Origin of the sequence: Stenotrophomonas sp. 59 (assembly GCF_030291095.1) — a bacterium.
GTDB classification, from domain to species: Bacteria; Pseudomonadota; Gammaproteobacteria; order Xanthomonadales; family Xanthomonadaceae; genus Stenotrophomonas; species Stenotrophomonas maltophilia_Q.
The window spans coordinates 881,815-898,017 of record NZ_CP127408.1; the positions used below are offsets into that span (position 1 = coordinate 881,815).

The 16,203-nt window shown below is 63.4% G+C and carries 10 protein-coding genes; all 10 read left to right on the forward strand.

Annotated features, from left to right (window positions below):
- Positions 1 to 4 precede the first annotated feature (4 nt).
- On the forward strand, positions 5 to 703 hold the full coding sequence (gene rplA, locus QP552_RS03910) for a 50S ribosomal protein L1 (protein WP_004154350.1): 699 nt from the start codon (positions 5 to 7) through the stop codon (positions 701 to 703).
- Positions 704 to 1,087: 384 nt separating this feature from the next.
- A complete protein-coding gene (gene rplJ, locus QP552_RS03915) occupies positions 1,088 to 1,624 on the forward strand; it encodes a 50S ribosomal protein L10 (protein ID WP_010480377.1) in 537 nt (178 codons plus the stop codon).
- 63 nt (positions 1,625 to 1,687) lie between these two features.
- Positions 1,688 to 2,056: a 50S ribosomal protein L7/L12 gene (rplL, locus tag QP552_RS03920; protein WP_005408204.1), complete on the forward strand. Its 369-nt coding sequence runs from the start codon at positions 1,688 to 1,690 to the stop codon at positions 2,054 to 2,056.
- 357 nt (positions 2,057 to 2,413) lie between these two features.
- The gene (rpoB, locus tag QP552_RS03925) at positions 2,414 to 6,568 is read left to right on the forward strand and encodes a DNA-directed RNA polymerase subunit beta (RefSeq protein WP_049432754.1); all 4,155 of its coding nucleotides are present in this window, start codon (positions 2,414 to 2,416) and stop codon (positions 6,566 to 6,568) included.
- Positions 6,569 to 6,655: 87 nt separating this feature from the next.
- Entirely contained in the window at positions 6,656 to 10,879 is a 4,224-nt protein-coding gene (rpoC, locus tag QP552_RS03930; RefSeq protein ID WP_111113205.1) for a DNA-directed RNA polymerase subunit beta', read from the forward strand.
- A gap of 283 nt (positions 10,880 to 11,162) precedes the next feature.
- Positions 11,163 to 11,537 carry a 30S ribosomal protein S12 gene (rpsL, locus tag QP552_RS03935; protein WP_004145320.1) on the forward strand — a complete coding sequence of 125 codons (375 nt, stop codon included), beginning with the start codon at positions 11,163 to 11,165 and terminating at the stop codon, positions 11,535 to 11,537.
- A gap of 12 nt (positions 11,538 to 11,549) precedes the next feature.
- Complete coding sequence (gene rpsG / locus QP552_RS03940; protein WP_004145321.1) at positions 11,550 to 12,023, forward strand: 30S ribosomal protein S7; 474 nt, start codon at positions 11,550 to 11,552, stop codon at positions 12,021 to 12,023.
- A 141-nt stretch (positions 12,024 to 12,164) separates the two neighbouring features.
- A complete protein-coding gene (gene fusA, locus QP552_RS03945) occupies positions 12,165 to 14,306 on the forward strand; it encodes an elongation factor G (protein ID WP_005408207.1) in 2,142 nt (713 codons plus the stop codon).
- 52 nt (positions 14,307 to 14,358) lie between these two features.
- The gene (tuf, locus tag QP552_RS03950) at positions 14,359 to 15,549 is read left to right on the forward strand and encodes an elongation factor Tu (RefSeq protein ID WP_004154360.1); all 1,191 of its coding nucleotides are present in this window, start codon (positions 14,359 to 14,361) and stop codon (positions 15,547 to 15,549) included.
- 332 nt (positions 15,550 to 15,881) lie between these two features.
- Entirely contained in the window at positions 15,882 to 16,193 is a 312-nt protein-coding gene (gene rpsJ, locus QP552_RS03955; protein WP_005408208.1) for a 30S ribosomal protein S10, read from the forward strand.
- The last annotated feature ends 10 nt before the right edge of the window (positions 16,194 to 16,203 follow it).

Below are 16,203 nucleotides of genomic sequence, written 5' to 3' on the forward strand. Positions count from 1 at the left end.
TAAGATGGCACAGACCAAGCGTGAGAAGGCCATCAAGGCCGCCGTCGTTCCGGGCAAGGCATACGCCTTCGAGGACGCGATCAACATCCTGAAGAGCGCCACCAAGGCCAAGTTCGTCGAGTCGATCGACGTCGCTGTGCGCCTGGGCGTCGATGCGAAGAAGTCCGACCAGCAGGTCCGTGGCTCCACCGTGCTGCCGGCCGGTACCGGCAAGTCGGTCCGCGTCGCCGTGTTCGCTCCGGCCGGTGCCAAGGCTGATGAAGCCCTGGCCGCTGGCGCCGAAGCCGTCGGTATGGATGACCTGGCCGAGAAGATGCAGGCCGGCGATCTGAACTACGACGTCGTCATCGCGACCCCGGACGCCATGCGCGTCGTCGGTAAGCTGGGCACCGTGCTGGGCCCGCGCGGCCTGATGCCGAACCCGAAGGTCGGCACCGTTTCCCCGAACCCGGGTGAAGCCGTGAAGAACGCCAAGTCGGGTCAGGTCCGTTACCGCACCGACAAGGCCGGCATCATCCACTGCACCATCGGCAAGGCCGACTTCGCCGAAGACGCGCTGAAGTCGAACCTGACCGCGCTGCTGCTGGACCTGATCAAGGCCAAGCCGGCCACCTCGAAGGGCACCTACCTGCAGAAGGTTTCGGTCAGCTCGACGATGGGCCCGGGCGTCACCGTCGACCAGTCGTCGCTGACCCTGAAGTAATTGTTTGAAGCGGTCACGGTGCCTCGGGTGCCGTGACCGTGACATTTGAAGGCATCGCTGGCAGTGCATCGCCCGCGGTAGCCGTCAAAGACCGCAGGCGCGGTCGTGGCACTACCGGCGACGGGCACGGAAGCTCGATCTGGCAAGGAGTCGCCGCCGGAGCAGTCACGAACGCTTAATCGATTCCCCGGAATCAACCTGCGTAGATGGTGCCCTTCTGGAGTTTTTCTGGTTCACGCATGTCTGGGATTTCCCTGATTGCCTCCAGGTCTGGAACGGCCCACCCCCCGGAACATCATCCCGATGTTCCCGGCGTCCAGGACGGATGCCGCACAGGACCGCACACGGCAGGAGCCGTAAGCGGAGTTCAATCGGAGGAGTGCAATGGCTCTCAATCTGTCCCAGAAGCAAGAAGTAGTCGCCGAGCTGGCAGACGTCGCCGCCAAGGCCCACTCCTTGATCGCAGCCGAATACGCTGGCACCACGGTCGCCCAGATGACCGCGATGCGCAAGCAGGCTCGTGAAACCGGTGTTTTCTTGAAGGTTGTCAAGAACACCCTGGCTTCGCGCGCCGTTGAAGGCACCGAGTTCGCAGTCGCCCAGGACCAGATGGTTGGTCCGCTGCTGTACGCGTTCTCGCTCGAGGAGCCCGGCGCTGCCGGTCGCCTGATCAAGGAAGCCGCCAAGGGCAACGACAAGCTGAAGGCTAAGGTCGTCGCCATCGGTGGCGAAGTGTTCCCGGCAAGCCACGTCGAAGTGCTGGCCTCGCTGCCGACCCGCGATCAGGCCCTGGCCATGTTGGCCCGCGTCCTGACCGAGCCGGTCACGATGTTTGCCCGCGCCATCAAGGCCGTTGGCGAGAAGCAGGGTGGTGGCGATGTCGCCGCCGACGCTGCCGAGCCGGCCGCCGAGACCGCCTGAGTTTCGACTTACCGTGGTTCCTGACGGAACCTCAACCCAGAAAATCATCCAAAGGTATTAATCATGTCCCTTACCAACGAACAGATCGTCGACGCCATCGCCGAGAAGTCCCTGATGGAAGTGATGGAGCTGGTCAAGGCCATCGAAGAGAAGTTCGGCGTCTCCGCCGCTGCTCCGGTTGCCGTGGCTGCTGCCGCTGGCCCGGCCGCTGCTGTTGAAGAGCAGACCGAGTTCACCGTCACCCTGAAGTCGGCCGGCGACAAGAAGGTCGAAGTCATCAAGGCCGTCCGCGCCATCACCGGCCTGGGCCTGAAGGAAGCGAAGGACCTGGCCGAAGCCGGTGGCGTCCTGAAGGAAGGCGCTTCGAAGGAAGACGCCGAGAAGATGAAGAAGGACCTGGAAGCTGCTGGCGCGACTGTCGAAGTCAAGTAAGCAGTTACCTTGCATCGTCACCGATTCACGGCGATGCAGCCAAGGCTGGGGGCGTAAGCCCCCGGCCTTTGGTCGTTGTTGCGGTGTTGTGGATCCACGCCATGCGTGGATGTAATCGGTAGATCCACGCCATGCGTGGATGCAAGAAGCAGCAAAAAGCCCAACACGGGCTGCAGTCAAACCCCGGCCGGCCAGCGCAGCGCGCGGCAGCAGGGGCGTGGTAGCAGACGAGTTGGCAGTTGGAAGTAGCGGGAGAAGGCGTGCTGGTGCCGGCAATACCAGCGACTTCCAACTGACAATTTCAAGTTTCCTTCTGGGTCGTGGACGCACGGCCCGCACAACAAGGTGGAAGACCTCATGACGTCCTATTCGTTCACCGAAAAAAAGCGTATCCGCAAGGATTTCGGCAAGCAGCGCTCGATTCTCGAAGTGCCGTTCCTGCTCGCCATCCAGGTGGATTCCTACCGTGAATTCCTGCAGGAAAACGTCGATCCGGCCAAGCGCACGGACCACGGCCTGCACGCTGCGCTGAAGTCGGTCTTCCCGATCGCCAGCTACAGCGGCAATGCTGCCCTGGAATACGTCGGCTACAAGCTGGGCGAACCGGTCTTCGACGAGCGCGAGTGCCGCCAGCGTGGCATGAGCTACGGCGCCCCGCTGCGCGTGACCGTGCGCCTGGTGATCTACGACCGTGAGTCGTCGACCAAGGCCATCAAGTACGTGAAGGAGCAGGAGGTCTATCTGGGCGAAATCCCGCTGATGACCGAGAACGGCACCTTCATCGTCAACGGCACCGAGCGCGTCATCGTCTCGCAGCTGCACCGCTCGCCGGGCGTGTTCTTCGACCACGACCGTGGCAAGACCCACAGCTCGGGCAAGCTGCTGTACAGCGCCCGCATCATTCCTTACCGCGGTTCCTGGCTGGACTTCGAGTTCGACCCGAAGGACGCGCTGTTCACCCGTATCGACCGCCGCCGCAAGCTGCCGGTGTCGATCCTGCTGCGCGCGCTCGGCTACAGCAACGAAGAGATGCTGGCCGAGTTCTTCGAGATCAACACCTTCCATATCAACCCGGATGAAGGCGTCCAGCTGGAGCTGGTGCCGGAGCGCCTGCGTGGCGAAACCCTGGGCTTCGACCTCGCCGACGGCGACAAGGTCATCGTGGAAGCCGGCAAGCGCATCACCGCGCGCCACATCAAGCAGCTGGAAGCCTCGGGCATCGCCGCCCTGGCCGTGCCGGACGACTACATCGTCGGCCGCATCCTGTCGCACGACGTGGTCGATGCCTCGACCGGCGAACTGCTGGCGCAGGCCAACGACGAGATCAGCGACGAGCAGCTGCAGAACTTCCGCAAGGCCGGTGTTGATGCGGTCGGCACCCTGTGGGTGAACGACCTGGATCGTGGCCCGTACCTGTCCAACACCCTGCGCATCGACCCGACCAAGACCCAGCTGGAAGCCCTGGTCGAGATCTACCGCATGATGCGTCCGGGCGAGCCGCCGACCAAGGACGCCGCGCAGAACCTGTTCCACAACCTGTTCTTCACCTTCGAGCGCTACGACCTGTCCGCGGTCGGCCGCATGAAGTTCAACCGTCGCGTGGGCCGCAAGGAAACCACGGGCGAAGCCGTGCTGTACGACAGCAAGTACTTCGGTGAGCGCAACGACGAAGAGTCCAAGCGCCTGGTTGCCGCCCACGGCGACAGCTCCGACATCCTGGACGTGATCAAGGTCCTGACCGAGATCCGCAACGGTCGCGGCGTGGTCGACGACATCGACCACCTGGGCAACCGTCGCGTGCGTTCGGTCGGCGAAATGGCCGAGAACGTGTTCCGCGTCGGCCTGGTCCGCGTCGAGCGCGCGGTCAAGGAGCGCCTGTCGATGGCCGAGTCCGAAGGCCTGACCCCGCAGGAGCTGATCAACGCCAAGCCGGTCGCCGCTGCCATCAAGGAGTTCTTCGGCTCCTCGCAGCTGTCGCAGTTCATGGACCAGAACAACCCGCTGTCGGAAGTGACCCACAAGCGTCGCGTCTCGGCCCTGGGCCCGGGCGGTCTGACCCGTGAGCGCGCCGGCTTCGAAGTGCGCGACGTGCACCCGACCCATTACGGCCGCGTCTGCACCATCGAAACCCCGGAAGGCCCGAACATCGGCCTGATCAACTCGCTGGCCGTGTACGCCCGCACCAACCAGTACGGTTTCCTCGAGACCCCGTACCGCAAGGTCGTGGACGGCAAGGTCTATGACGAAGTCGAGTTCCTGTCGGCCATCGAAGAAAACGAGTACGTCATTGCGCAGGCCAACGCCCTGACCAATGCCGACAGCGTGCTGACCGAGCAGTTCGTGCCGTGCCGCTTCCAGGGCGAATCGCTGCTGAAGCCGCCGGCGGAAGTCCACTTCATGGACGTCTCGCCGATGCAGACCGTGTCGATCGCGGCCGCGCTGGTTCCGTTCCTGGAGCACGATGATGCGAACCGCGCACTGATGGGCGCCAACATGCAGCGCCAGGCCGTGCCGACCCTGCGTGCGCAGAAGCCGCTGGTTGGTACCGGCATCGAGCGCGCGGTGGCGCGTGACTCCGGCGTGACCGTGAACGCCCGCCGTGGTGGCGAGATCGTGCAGATCGACGCCGCCCGCATCGTGGTCAAGGTCAACGAGGAAGAGATCGTTGGCGCCACCGACGCAGGCGTGGACATCTACAACCTGGTCAAGTACACCCGTTCGAACCAGAACACCTGCATCAACCAGCGTCCACTGGTCCAGGTGGGTGACGTCATCGCCCGCGGCGACGTGCTGGCCGACGGTCCGTCCACCGACATCGGCGAACTGGCCCTGGGCCAGAACATGCTGATCGCGTTCATGCCGTGGAACGGCTACAACTTCGAAGACTCCATCCTGCTCTCCGAGCGCGTGGTGGAAGAGGATCGTTACACCACGATCCACATCGAAGAGCTGACCTGCGTCGCGCGTGACACCAAGCTGGGGCCGGAGGAAATCTCCGCCGACATCCCGAACGTCTCCGAGCAGGCGCTGAACCGCCTGGACGAGAGCGGCGTGGTGTACATCGGTGCCGAAGTCCGCGCCGGCGACATCATGGTCGGCAAGGTCACCCCGAAGGGCGAAAGCCAGCTGACCCCGGAAGAGAAGCTGCTGCGCGCGATCTTCGGCGAGAAGGCTTCGGACGTGAAGGACAGCTCGCTGCGCGTTCCGCCGGGCATGGACGGCACCGTCATCGACGTGCAGGTCTTCACCCGCGACGGCATCGAGAAGGACAAGCGCGCCCGCCAGATCGAAGAATCTGAAATCAAGCGCGTCAAGAAGGACTTCGACGACCAGTTCCGCATCCTGGAAGCGGCCATCTACATGCGTCTGCGTTCGCAGATCGTGGGCAAGGTGGTCAACGGTGGCGCTGGCCTGAAGAAGGGTGACGTGATCACCGACGCCTTCCTGGACGGCCTGAAGAAGGCTGACTGGTTCGCCCTGCGCATGAAGGACGAAGACGCTTCGGAAGCCATCGAGCGCGCGCAGAAGCAGATCCAGGCGCACGAGAAGGAATTCGAGCGTCGCTTCGCCGACAAGCGCGGCAAGATCACCGCCGGCGACGACCTCGCCCCGGGCGTGCTGAAGATGGTCAAGGTGTTCCTGGCCGTGAAGCGCCGCATCCAGCCGGGCGACAAGATGGCAGGCCGCCACGGCAACAAGGGTGTGGTCTCCAACGTGGTGCCGGTCGAGGACATGCCGTACATGGCCTCGGGCGAGACCGTGGACATCGTGCTGAACCCGCTGGGCGTGCCGTCGCGTATGAACATCGGCCAGATTCTGGAAGTGCACCTGGGCTGGGCGGCCAAGGGTCTGGGTCGCAAGATCCAGGCGATGATGGAAGCCCAGGCCGCCGTTGCCGACCTGCGCAAGTTCCTGGACGACATCTACAACCACGACGACACCAACGTGGCCAACCGTGTCGACCTGTCGCAGTTCAGCGACGAGGAGCTGCTGCGCCTGGCCCGTAACCTGACCGACGGCGTCCCGATGGCCACCCCGGTGTTCGACGGCGCCACCGAAGCGGAAATCAAGCGCATGCTGGAACTGGCCGACCTGCCGAGCAGTGGCCAGACCCAGCTGTACGACGGCCGCACCGGTGAAGCGTTTGATCGCCACACCACCGTTGGTTACATGCACTACCTGAAGCTGAACCACCTGGTCGACGACAAGATGCACGCCCGTTCGACCGGTCCGTACTCGCTCGTTACCCAGCAGCCGCTGGGCGGCAAGGCGCAGTTCGGCGGCCAGCGCTTCGGTGAAATGGAAGTCTGGGCGCTGGAAGCCTACGGCGCGGCCTACACCCTGCAGGAAATGCTGACGGTGAAGTCCGATGACGTGCAGGGCCGCAACCAGATGTACAAGAACATCGTCGACGGTGAGCACGAGATGGTCGCGGGCATGCCGGAATCCTTCAACGTGCTCGTGAAGGAAATCCGCTCGCTGGCCATCAACATGGAACTGGAAGACAACTGATCCATGCCGGCGCGGCGGTCCGCCGCCGCGCCGCTGGCAGTCAACTGAAAGCCCATCGACACAGCATTCCTCCTTCTGGAGAACACCATGAAAGACCTGCTCAACCTCTTCAACCAGCAGCGCCAGACGCTGGACTTCGACGCGATCAAGATCGCGCTGGCTTCGCCGGACCTGATCCGTTCGTGGTCCTTCGGCGAAGTGAAGAAGCCGGAAACCATCAACTACCGTACCTTCAAGCCGGAACGCGATGGCCTGTTCTGCGCCGCCATCTTCGGCCCGGTGAAGGACTACGAGTGCCTGTGCGGCAAGTACAAGCGCATGAAGCACCGCGGCGTGGTCTGCGAAAAGTGCGGCACCGAAGTGACCCTGGCCAAGGTGCGCCGCGAGCGCATGGGCCACATCGACCTGGCTTCGCCGGTCGCGCACATCTGGTTCCTGAAGTCGCTGCCGTCGCGCATCGGCCTGATGCTGGACATGACCCTGCGCGACATCGAGCGCGTGCTGTACTTCGAAGCCTACGTGGTGACCGAGCCGGGCCTGACCGCCCTGGAGCGCCGCCAGCTGCTGACCGAAGAACAGTACCTGCAGGCCCGCCAGGAGCACGGTGACGACTTCGACGCCGCCATGGGCGCCGAGGCCGTGTACGAACTGCTGCGCACGATCGACCTGCAGTCGGAAATGACCCGCCTGCGCGAGGAAATCGCTGCTACCGGTTCGGAAACCAAGCTCAAGCGCCTCACCAAGCGCATCAAGCTGATCGAAGCCTTCCTGGAATCGGGCAACCGTCCGGAGTGGATGGTCATGACCGTGCTGCCGGTGCTGCCGCCGGACCTGCGTCCGCTGGTTCCGCTGGACGGCGGACGTTTCGCGACCTCCGACCTGAACGACCTGTACCGCCGCGTCATCAACCGTAACAACCGCCTGCGCCGCCTGCTCGAACTGAGCGCGCCGGACATCATCGTGCGCAATGAAAAGCGCATGCTGCAGGAATCGGTCGATGCGCTGCTGGACAACGGCCGTCGTGGCCGTGCCATCACCGGCACCAACAAGCGCCCGCTGAAGTCGCTGGCCGACATGATCAAGGGCAAGCAGGGTCGCTTCCGCCAGAACCTGCTGGGCAAGCGCGTCGACTACTCGGGCCGTTCGGTCATCGTGGTCGGTCCGTACCTGCGCCTGCACCAGTGCGGCCTGCCGAAGAAGATGGCGCTGGAGCTGTTCAAGCCGTTCGTCTTCGCCAAGCTGCAGCGCCGTGGCCTGGCCACCACCATCAAGGCCGCCAAGAAGCTGGTCGAGCGCGAAGAAGCCGAAGTCTGGGACATCCTGGAAGAGGTCATCCGCGAGCATCCGGTGATGCTGAACCGCGCGCCGACCCTGCACCGTCTGGGCATCCAGGCGTTCGAGCCGGTGCTGATCGAAGGCAAGGCCATCCAGCTGCACCCGCTGGTCTGCACCGCGTTCAACGCCGACTTCGACGGTGACCAGATGGCCGTCCACGTGCCGCTCTCGCTGGAAGCCCAGCTGGAAGCGCGTGCGCTGATGATGTCGACCAACAACATCCTGTCGCCGGCCAACGGCGAGCCGATCATCGTGCCGTCGCAGGACGTCGTGCTGGGTCTGTACTACATGACCCGCTCGCTGGAAAACAAGAAGGGCGAGGGCATGGCCTTCGCCAACATCGCCGAAGTCAAGCGCGCCTACGACAACCGCGTGGTGGAACTGCACGCACGCGTCAAGGTCCGCATCACCGAAGTGGTGACCGACGAAGACGGCATCAAGCAGAACAAGACCTCGATCGTGGACACCACGATCGGTCGCGCCCTGCTGGCTGAAATCCTGCCGGAAGGCCTGCCGTTCGCGCTGGCCAACACCGAGCTGACCAAGAAGAACATCAGCCGCCTGATCAACTCCAGCTACCGCCAGCTGGGCCTGAAGGACACGGTCGTGTTCGCCGACAAGCTGATGTACACCGGCTTCGCCTACGCGACCCGCGCCGGCGTCTCGATCGGCATCGACGACATGCTGATCCCGGACGAGAAGAAGGGCATCCTCACCGAGGCCGAAGCCGAAGTGCTGGAAATCCAGGAGCAGTACCAGTCGGGCCTGGTCACCGCCGGCGAGCGCTACAACAAGGTGGTCGACATCTGGTCGCGCACCAACGAGCGCATCGCCAAGGCGATGATGGACACCATCGGTACCGAGAAGGTGGTCAATGCCAAGGGTGAGACCATCGACCAGAAGTCGATGAACTCGCTGTACATCATGGCCGACTCCGGTGCGCGTGGTTCGCAGGCGCAGATCCGTCAGCTGGCCGGTATGCGTGGCCTGATGGCGCGTCCGGACGGCTCGATCATCGAGACGCCCATCAAGGCGAACTTCCGCGAAGGCCTGAACGTGCAGGAGTACTTCAACTCCACCCACGGTGCCCGTAAGGGTCTGGCCGATACCGCGCTGAAGACCGCGAACTCGGGTTACCTGACCCGTCGTCTGGTCGACGTCGCGCAGGACGTGGTGATCACCGAGGTGGATTGCGGTACCACCGAAGGCCTGATCATGACCCCGATCGTGGAAGGCGGCGACGTGGTCGAGCCGCTGAAGGACCGCGTGCTGGGCCGCGTGGTTGCCGAGGACGTGTTCCTGCCGGGCAACGACGAAGATCCGATCGTCACCCGCAACACCCTGCTGGACGAAGCCTGGGTTGCCAAGCTGGAAGATGCCGGCGTGCAGACCATCAAGGTCCGCTCGACCATCTCCTGTGAGTCGGCCTTCGGTGTCTGCTCGCGCTGCTACGGCCGCGATCTGGCCCGTGGCCATCTGGTCAACATCGGTGAAGCGGTCGGCGTCATCGCCGCCCAGTCCATCGGTGAGCCGGGTACCCAGCTGACCATGCGTACGTTCCACATCGGTGGTGCGGCGTCGCGAGCTGCTGCGGTCGACAACATCACCGTCAAGACCACCGGCTCGGTCAAGTTCAGCAACCTCAAGTCCGTCGAGCACGCCAACGGCTCGCTGGTGGCAGTGTCGCGCTCGGGCGAAATCTCGGTGCTCGATGCCCACGGCCGTGAGCGTGAGCGTTACAAGCTGCCGTACGGTGCGACCATCACCTCGAAGGACGGTGATGCGATCAAGGCTGGCCAGACCGTGGCCAACTGGGATCCGCATAACCACCCGATCGTGTCGGAAGTGGCCGGCTTCATCCGCTTCATCGACTTCGTCGACGGCATCACCGTCATCGAGAAGACCGATGAGCTGACCGGCCTCGCTTCGCGCGAAATCACCGATCCGAAGCGTCGTGGTACCCAGGCCAAGGACCTGCGCCCGATCGTGCGCATCGTCGACGCCAAGGGCAACGACCTGTCGATCCCGGGCACCGATCTGCCGGCGCAGTACCTGCTGCCGCCGCGCTCGATCGTCAACCTGCAGGACGGCGCTGCCGTCGGCGTGGGTGACGTGGTCGCCAAGATCCCGCAGGAAGCGTCGAAGACCCGCGACATCACCGGTGGTCTGCCGCGCGTGGCCGACCTGTTCGAAGCGCGCAAGCCGAAGGATCCGGCGGTGCTGGCCGAGCGTTCGGGCATCATCAGCTTCGGCAAGGACACCAAGGGCAAGCAGCGTCTGATCATCAAGGACACCGATGGTTCGGAGCACGAAGAGCTGATCCCGAAGTACCGCCAGGTCATCGTGTTCGAAGGCGAGCATGTCACCAAGGGTGAAACCATCGTGGACGGCGAGCCGAGCCCGCAGGACATCCTGCGCCTGCTGGGTGTCGAACCGCTGGCTGCCTACCTGGTGAAGGAAATCCAGGACGTGTACCGCCTGCAGGGCGTGAAGATCAACGACAAGCACATCGAGGTGATCACCCGCCAGATGCTGCGCAAGGTCGAGATCACCGACCAGGGCAGCAGCAAGTTCCTGAACGGCGAACAGGTGGAGCGTCAGCGCGTTATCGAGGAGAATGCGCGCCTGTCGACCCGCAACGAGCTGCCGGCGCACTTCGATCCGGTCCTGCTGGGTATCACCAAGGCCTCGCTGGCGACCGAATCGTTCATCTCGGCCGCGTCGTTCCAGGAAACCACCCGCGTGCTGACCGAAGCGGCCGTCCGCGGCACCTCGGACAACCTGCGTGGCCTGAAGGAAAACGTCATCGTGGGTCGCCTGATTCCGGCCGGTACCGGCCTGGCGTACCACAGCAACCGCCGTCGCGGCGCTTCCGGTCTCACCGAGTCGGAAATGCAGACCCTGGCCGGCACCCCGGCCGTGGTCGAGGCACCGGTGGTTGAAGCCGAAGCTGAACAGGCCTCGGGCGAAGAATGAGGTATCCGGTCCGGCCGCAAGGCCGGACCACCCATCGGTTCATCGATGGGATTGGGAAAGGGCAGGGGAGGTCGTCCGCGATCACCCCTGCCAACCTGAACGGGGTACATGGAGGCCCCCCAGTAACGTTCCGGGATCAGGAACGGGCTTGACAGGAGGCGTTTGACTGCTTTCCTGGCAGGTTGCTACAATCGTCTGTCTCAGCAGGCCAGAATTTTGGCCTGCTTTAACATTTCCGCATCTCTGGTCGGATTTTCCGGCCACCAATCAGAAGAACCTACTGATGGCGACGATCAACCAGCTGGTCCGCAAGCCGCGGCAAGCGACCACCTACAAGAGTGCCTCGCCGGCGCTCGACAAGTGCCCGCAGCGCCGTGGCGTCTGCACCCGTGTCTACACCACCACTCCGAAGAAGCCGAACTCGGCTCTGCGCAAGGTTGCCAAGGTCCGCCTGACCAACCAGGAAGAAGTGATTTCCTACATCGGTGGTGAAGGCCACAACCTGCAGGAGCACTCCGTGGTCCTGATCCGCGGCGGTCGCGTCAAGGACCTGCCGGGTGTGCGTTACCACACCGTTCGTGGCTCGCTCGACGCCGCCGGCGTTGCCAAGCGTCGCCAGGCCCGTTCCAAGTACGGCGCCAAGCGTCCGAAGGCATAAGGAGAGAGCACTATGTCGCGTAAGGGTAATACTCCGCAGCGTTCCGTCCTGCCCGATCCTAAGCACGGAAGCGAAACCATCGCCCGCTTCATCAACATGGTCATGCAGAGCGGCAAGAAGTCCGTCGCCGAAAAGATCGTGTACGGCGCCATGGACGTGATCACCGAGAAGAACAGCAGCGCCAACGCCATTGAACTGGTGCAGAAGGCTCTGGACAACGTCGCTCCGGCGGTCGAAGTCAAGTCGCGCCGCGTCGGTGGTGCCACCTACCAGGTGCCGGTCGAAGTGCGTTCGTCGCGCAAGATGGCCCTGGCCATGCGCTGGCTGATCGACTCCGCGCGCAAGCGTGGTGAGAACACCATGCCGAAGAAGCTGGCTGCTGAACTGATCGACGCCTCGGAAAACCGTGGCGGCGCCATCAAGAAGCGCGAAGAAACCCACCGCATGGCCGAAGCCAACAAGGCATTCGCCCACTACCGCTGGTGAGTTTGACGGCCTTGTAAAACAGGCAGGGCAGCACCACTTCGGTGCGTGCTGCCTCGCGGTCCCAGAAGGACTGCGCCAATCCGAAGGCCGCCGAAAGGCGGCGTTCGGCCATCCGAAATCCAAGAAATCTGAGAGGCTCCCGTGGCCCGTTCCACTCCCATCGAGCGTTACCGTAACTTCGGCATCATGGCTCACATCGATGCCGGCAAGACCACCACGTCCGAGCGCATCCTGTTCTACACCGGCAAGAGCCACAAGATCGGTGAAGTGCATGACGGCGCCGCCACCATGGACTGGATGGAGCAGGAGCAGGAGCGTGGCATCACGATCCAGTCCGCTGCCACCACCGCGTTCTGGAAGGGCATGGACAAGTCCCTGCCGGAGCACCGCTTCAACATCATCGACACCCCCGGGCACGTCGACTTCACCATCGAAGTGGAGCGCTCGCTGCGCGTGCTCGACGGTGCTGTCTTCGTCCTGTGCGCCGTCGGTGGCGTGCAGCCGCAGTCGGAAACCGTGTGGCGCCAGGCCAACAAGTACCACGTGCCGCGCATCGCGTTCGTCAACAAGATGGACCGCACCGGTGCCAACTTCCAGAAGGTCGTCGGCCAGCTGAAGGCCAAGCTGGGCGCGGTTGCCGTGCCGATGCAGCTGCCGATCGGCGCTGAAGACAACTTCAAGGGCGTTGTCGACCTGCTGAAGATGAAGGCCATCCATTGGGATGAGGCTTCGCAGGGCATGAAGTTCGAGTACGGTGAAATCCCGGCCGAGCTGCAGGGTCCGGCTGAAGAGGCTCGCCAGTTCATGGTCGAGACCGCTGCCGAAGCCAGCGAAGAGCTGATGGAAAAGTACCTGGGCGGCGAAGAGCTGGCCGAGGCTGAAATCATCAACGCGCTGCGTACCCGCACCCTGGCCACCGAGATCGTGCCGATGTACTGCGGCTCGGCCTTCAAGAACAAGGGCGTGCAGGCCATGCTGGACGGCGTGATCCAGCTGCTGCCGTCGCCGGTCGACGTGCCGGACGTGAAGGGCGTGGACGTTGACGACGACACCGTCGAAATGACCCGCAAGTCGGACGACAAGGCTCCGTTCTCGTCGCTGGCCTTCAAGATCATCACCGACCCGTTCGTCGGCGCGCTGACCTTCTTCCGTGTCTACTCGGGCACCCTGAACGGTGGCGACACCGTGCTGAACTCGGTGAAGGGCAAGAAGGAGCGCATCGGCCGCATCCTGCAGATGCACTCGAACAACCGCGAGGAAATCAAGGAAGTTCTGGCTGGTGACATCGCCGCTGCCGTGGGCCTGAAGGACACCACCACCGGTGACACCCTGTGCGCCGTGGACGCCCCGATCATCCTGGAGCGCATGACGTTCCCGGAGCCGGTGATCTCGATGGCCGTCGAGCCGAAGACCAAGTCGGACCAGGAAAAGATGGGTCTGGCCCTGGGCCGTCTGGCGCAGGAAGATCCGTCGTTCCGCGTCAAGACCGACGAAGAATCCGGCCAGACCATCATCTCGGGCATGGGCGAGCTGCACCTGGACATCATCGTCGACCGCCTGAAGCGCGAGTTCAACGTTGAAGCCAACGTCGGCGCGCCGCAGGTGGCCTACCGCGAAACCATCACCCTGGCCGACGTCAAGTCGGACTACAAGCACGCCAAGCAGTCCGGTGGTAAGGGTCAGTACGGTCACGTCGTGATCGAACTGTCGCCGATCACCGCTGCCGACCGTGCCGATCCGAAGCTGGCTCCGGCCATCAAGGACGACTTCCTGTTCATCAACGACATCACCGGCGGCGTGATCCCGAAGGAATTCATTCCGTCGGTTGAGAAGGGCCTGCGCGAAACCATCACCAGCGGTCCGCTGGCTGGCTTCCCGGTCGTGGACGTCAAGGTGAAGCTGGTGTTCGGTTCGTACCACGACGTCGACTCCTCGGAAATGGCGTTCAAGCTGGCTTCGTCGATGGCCTTCAAGCAGGGCTTCGCCAAGGCCAAGCCGGTGCTGCTGGAGCCGATCATGAAGGTCGAGATCGTGACCCCGGAGGATTACCAGGGTGACGTGATGGGCGACGTCAGCCGTCGTCGCGGCGTGCTGCAGGGTTCCGACACCACCGGTGACGGTTCGGCCAGCATCATCAACGCGATGATCCCGCTGGGTGAAATGTTCGGCTACGCCACTGCGCTGCGTTCGCAGACCCAGGGCCGCGCCACCTTCACCATGGAATTCGATCACTACGAGCCGGCGCCGACCAACATCGCCGAAGCCGTCATGAAGAAGGGCTGAGCCTCGCTCAGCCTCTCTTGAAACCACTTACGAACAATCAAGGTATAGAACAATGGCAAAGGGTAAGTTCGAGCGCACCAAGCCGCACGTCAACGTCGGCACCATCGGTCACGTCGACCACGGCAAGACCACGCTGACCGCTGCACTGACCAAGATCGGTGCCGAGCGCTTCGGTGGCGAGTTCAAGGATTACTCCTCGATCGACGCCGCTCCGGAAGAAAAGGCTCGTGGCATCACGATCTCGACCGCGCACGTCGAATACGAATCCCCGGTCCGTCACTACGCCCACGTCGATTGCCCGGGCCATGCTGACTACGTCAAGAACATGATCACCGGTGCCGCCCAGATGGACGGCGCGATCCTGGTGTGCTCGGCCGCTGACGGCCCGATGCCGCAGACCCGCGAGCACATCCTGCTGTCGCGTCAGGTCGGCGTGCCGTACATCGTCGTGTTCCTGAACAAGGCCGACATGGTTGACGACGCCGAGCTGCTCGAGCTGGTCGAGATGGAAGTGCGCGAGCTGCTGAGCAAGTACGACTTCCCGGGCGACGACACCCCGATCATCGCCGGTTCGGCCCGTCTGGCGCTGGAAGGCGACCAGAGCGACATCGGCGTGCCGGCCATCCTGAAGCTGGTCGACGCCCTGGACAGCTGGATCCCGGAGCCGGAGCGTGCGATCGACAAGCCGTTCCTGATGCCGGTGGAAGACGTGTTCTCGATCTCGGGCCGCGGCACCGTGGTGACCGGTCGTATCGAGCGCGGCGTGATCAAGGTTGGCGACGAAATCGAAATCGTCGGCATCCGTCCGGTGCAGAAGACCACCGTGACCGGCGTTGAAATGTTCCGCAAGCTGCTGGACCAGGGTCAGGCGGGCGACAACGCTGGCTTGCTGCTGCGCGGCACCAAGCGTGACGACGTCGAGCGTGGCCAGGTCCTGGCCAAGCCGGGTTCGATCAAGCCGCACACCAAGTTCGAAGGCGAAGTCTACGTCCTGTCGAAGGACGAGGGTGGCCGTCACACCCCGTTCTTCAACGGCTACCGTCCGCAGTTCTACTTCCGCACCACCGACATCACCGGCGCAGCTGCTCTGCCGGAAGGCGTCGAAATGGTGATGCCGGGTGACAACGTCAAGATGGTCGTCACCCTGATCAACCCGGTGGCAATGGACGAAGGCCTGCGCTTCGCCATCCGCGAAGGCGGCCGTACCGTCGGCGCCGGCGTGGTCTCGAAGATCATCGAGTAATCTGGTAGTATCTGCGCCCCGATGTTGCCTGGGTAGGGCATCGGGGCGTATCAAATGGGAAAGCAGGCACAGGATGTGCCTTGTGTTCCCCGGACCAGGAAGGGTCAATGCCATTCAGGCGGCGTCAACAGGCGACTGTTGACAGCTGCCTTGCGTGCCATTATGCTTCTACGTCTGGGCAGGCCTGGGAACGGGTCTGCCTACGTTTTTGAGGTCCATGGAGTGACCTTGGCGGCCTGCAGGAGTGTGGGGCGTCCGTATTCAGGAATTTCATGGGACAAAGCAACCCAGAGGCTTTGTCTGTCGCTCTTTTAACGAAGGAACCTACCGCCATGGCGGACCAAAAGATCCGGATCCGGCTGAAAGCGTTCGATCATCGTCTGATCGACCGTTCGGCCAGCGAGATCGTTGAAACGGCAAAGCGGACCGGCGCGCAAGTGCGTGGCCCGATCCCGCTGCCGACCAAGATCGAGCGTTACACCGTTCTCGTTTCCCCGCACGTCGACAAGGACGCGCGTGACCAGTACGAGACCCGCACGCACAAGCGCGTGCTCGATATCGTTGACCCGAATGACAAGACCGTGGACGCGCTGATGAAGCTCGAACTGGCTGCCGGCGTCGACGTTCAGATCAAGCTGACCTGAGGACTACGAC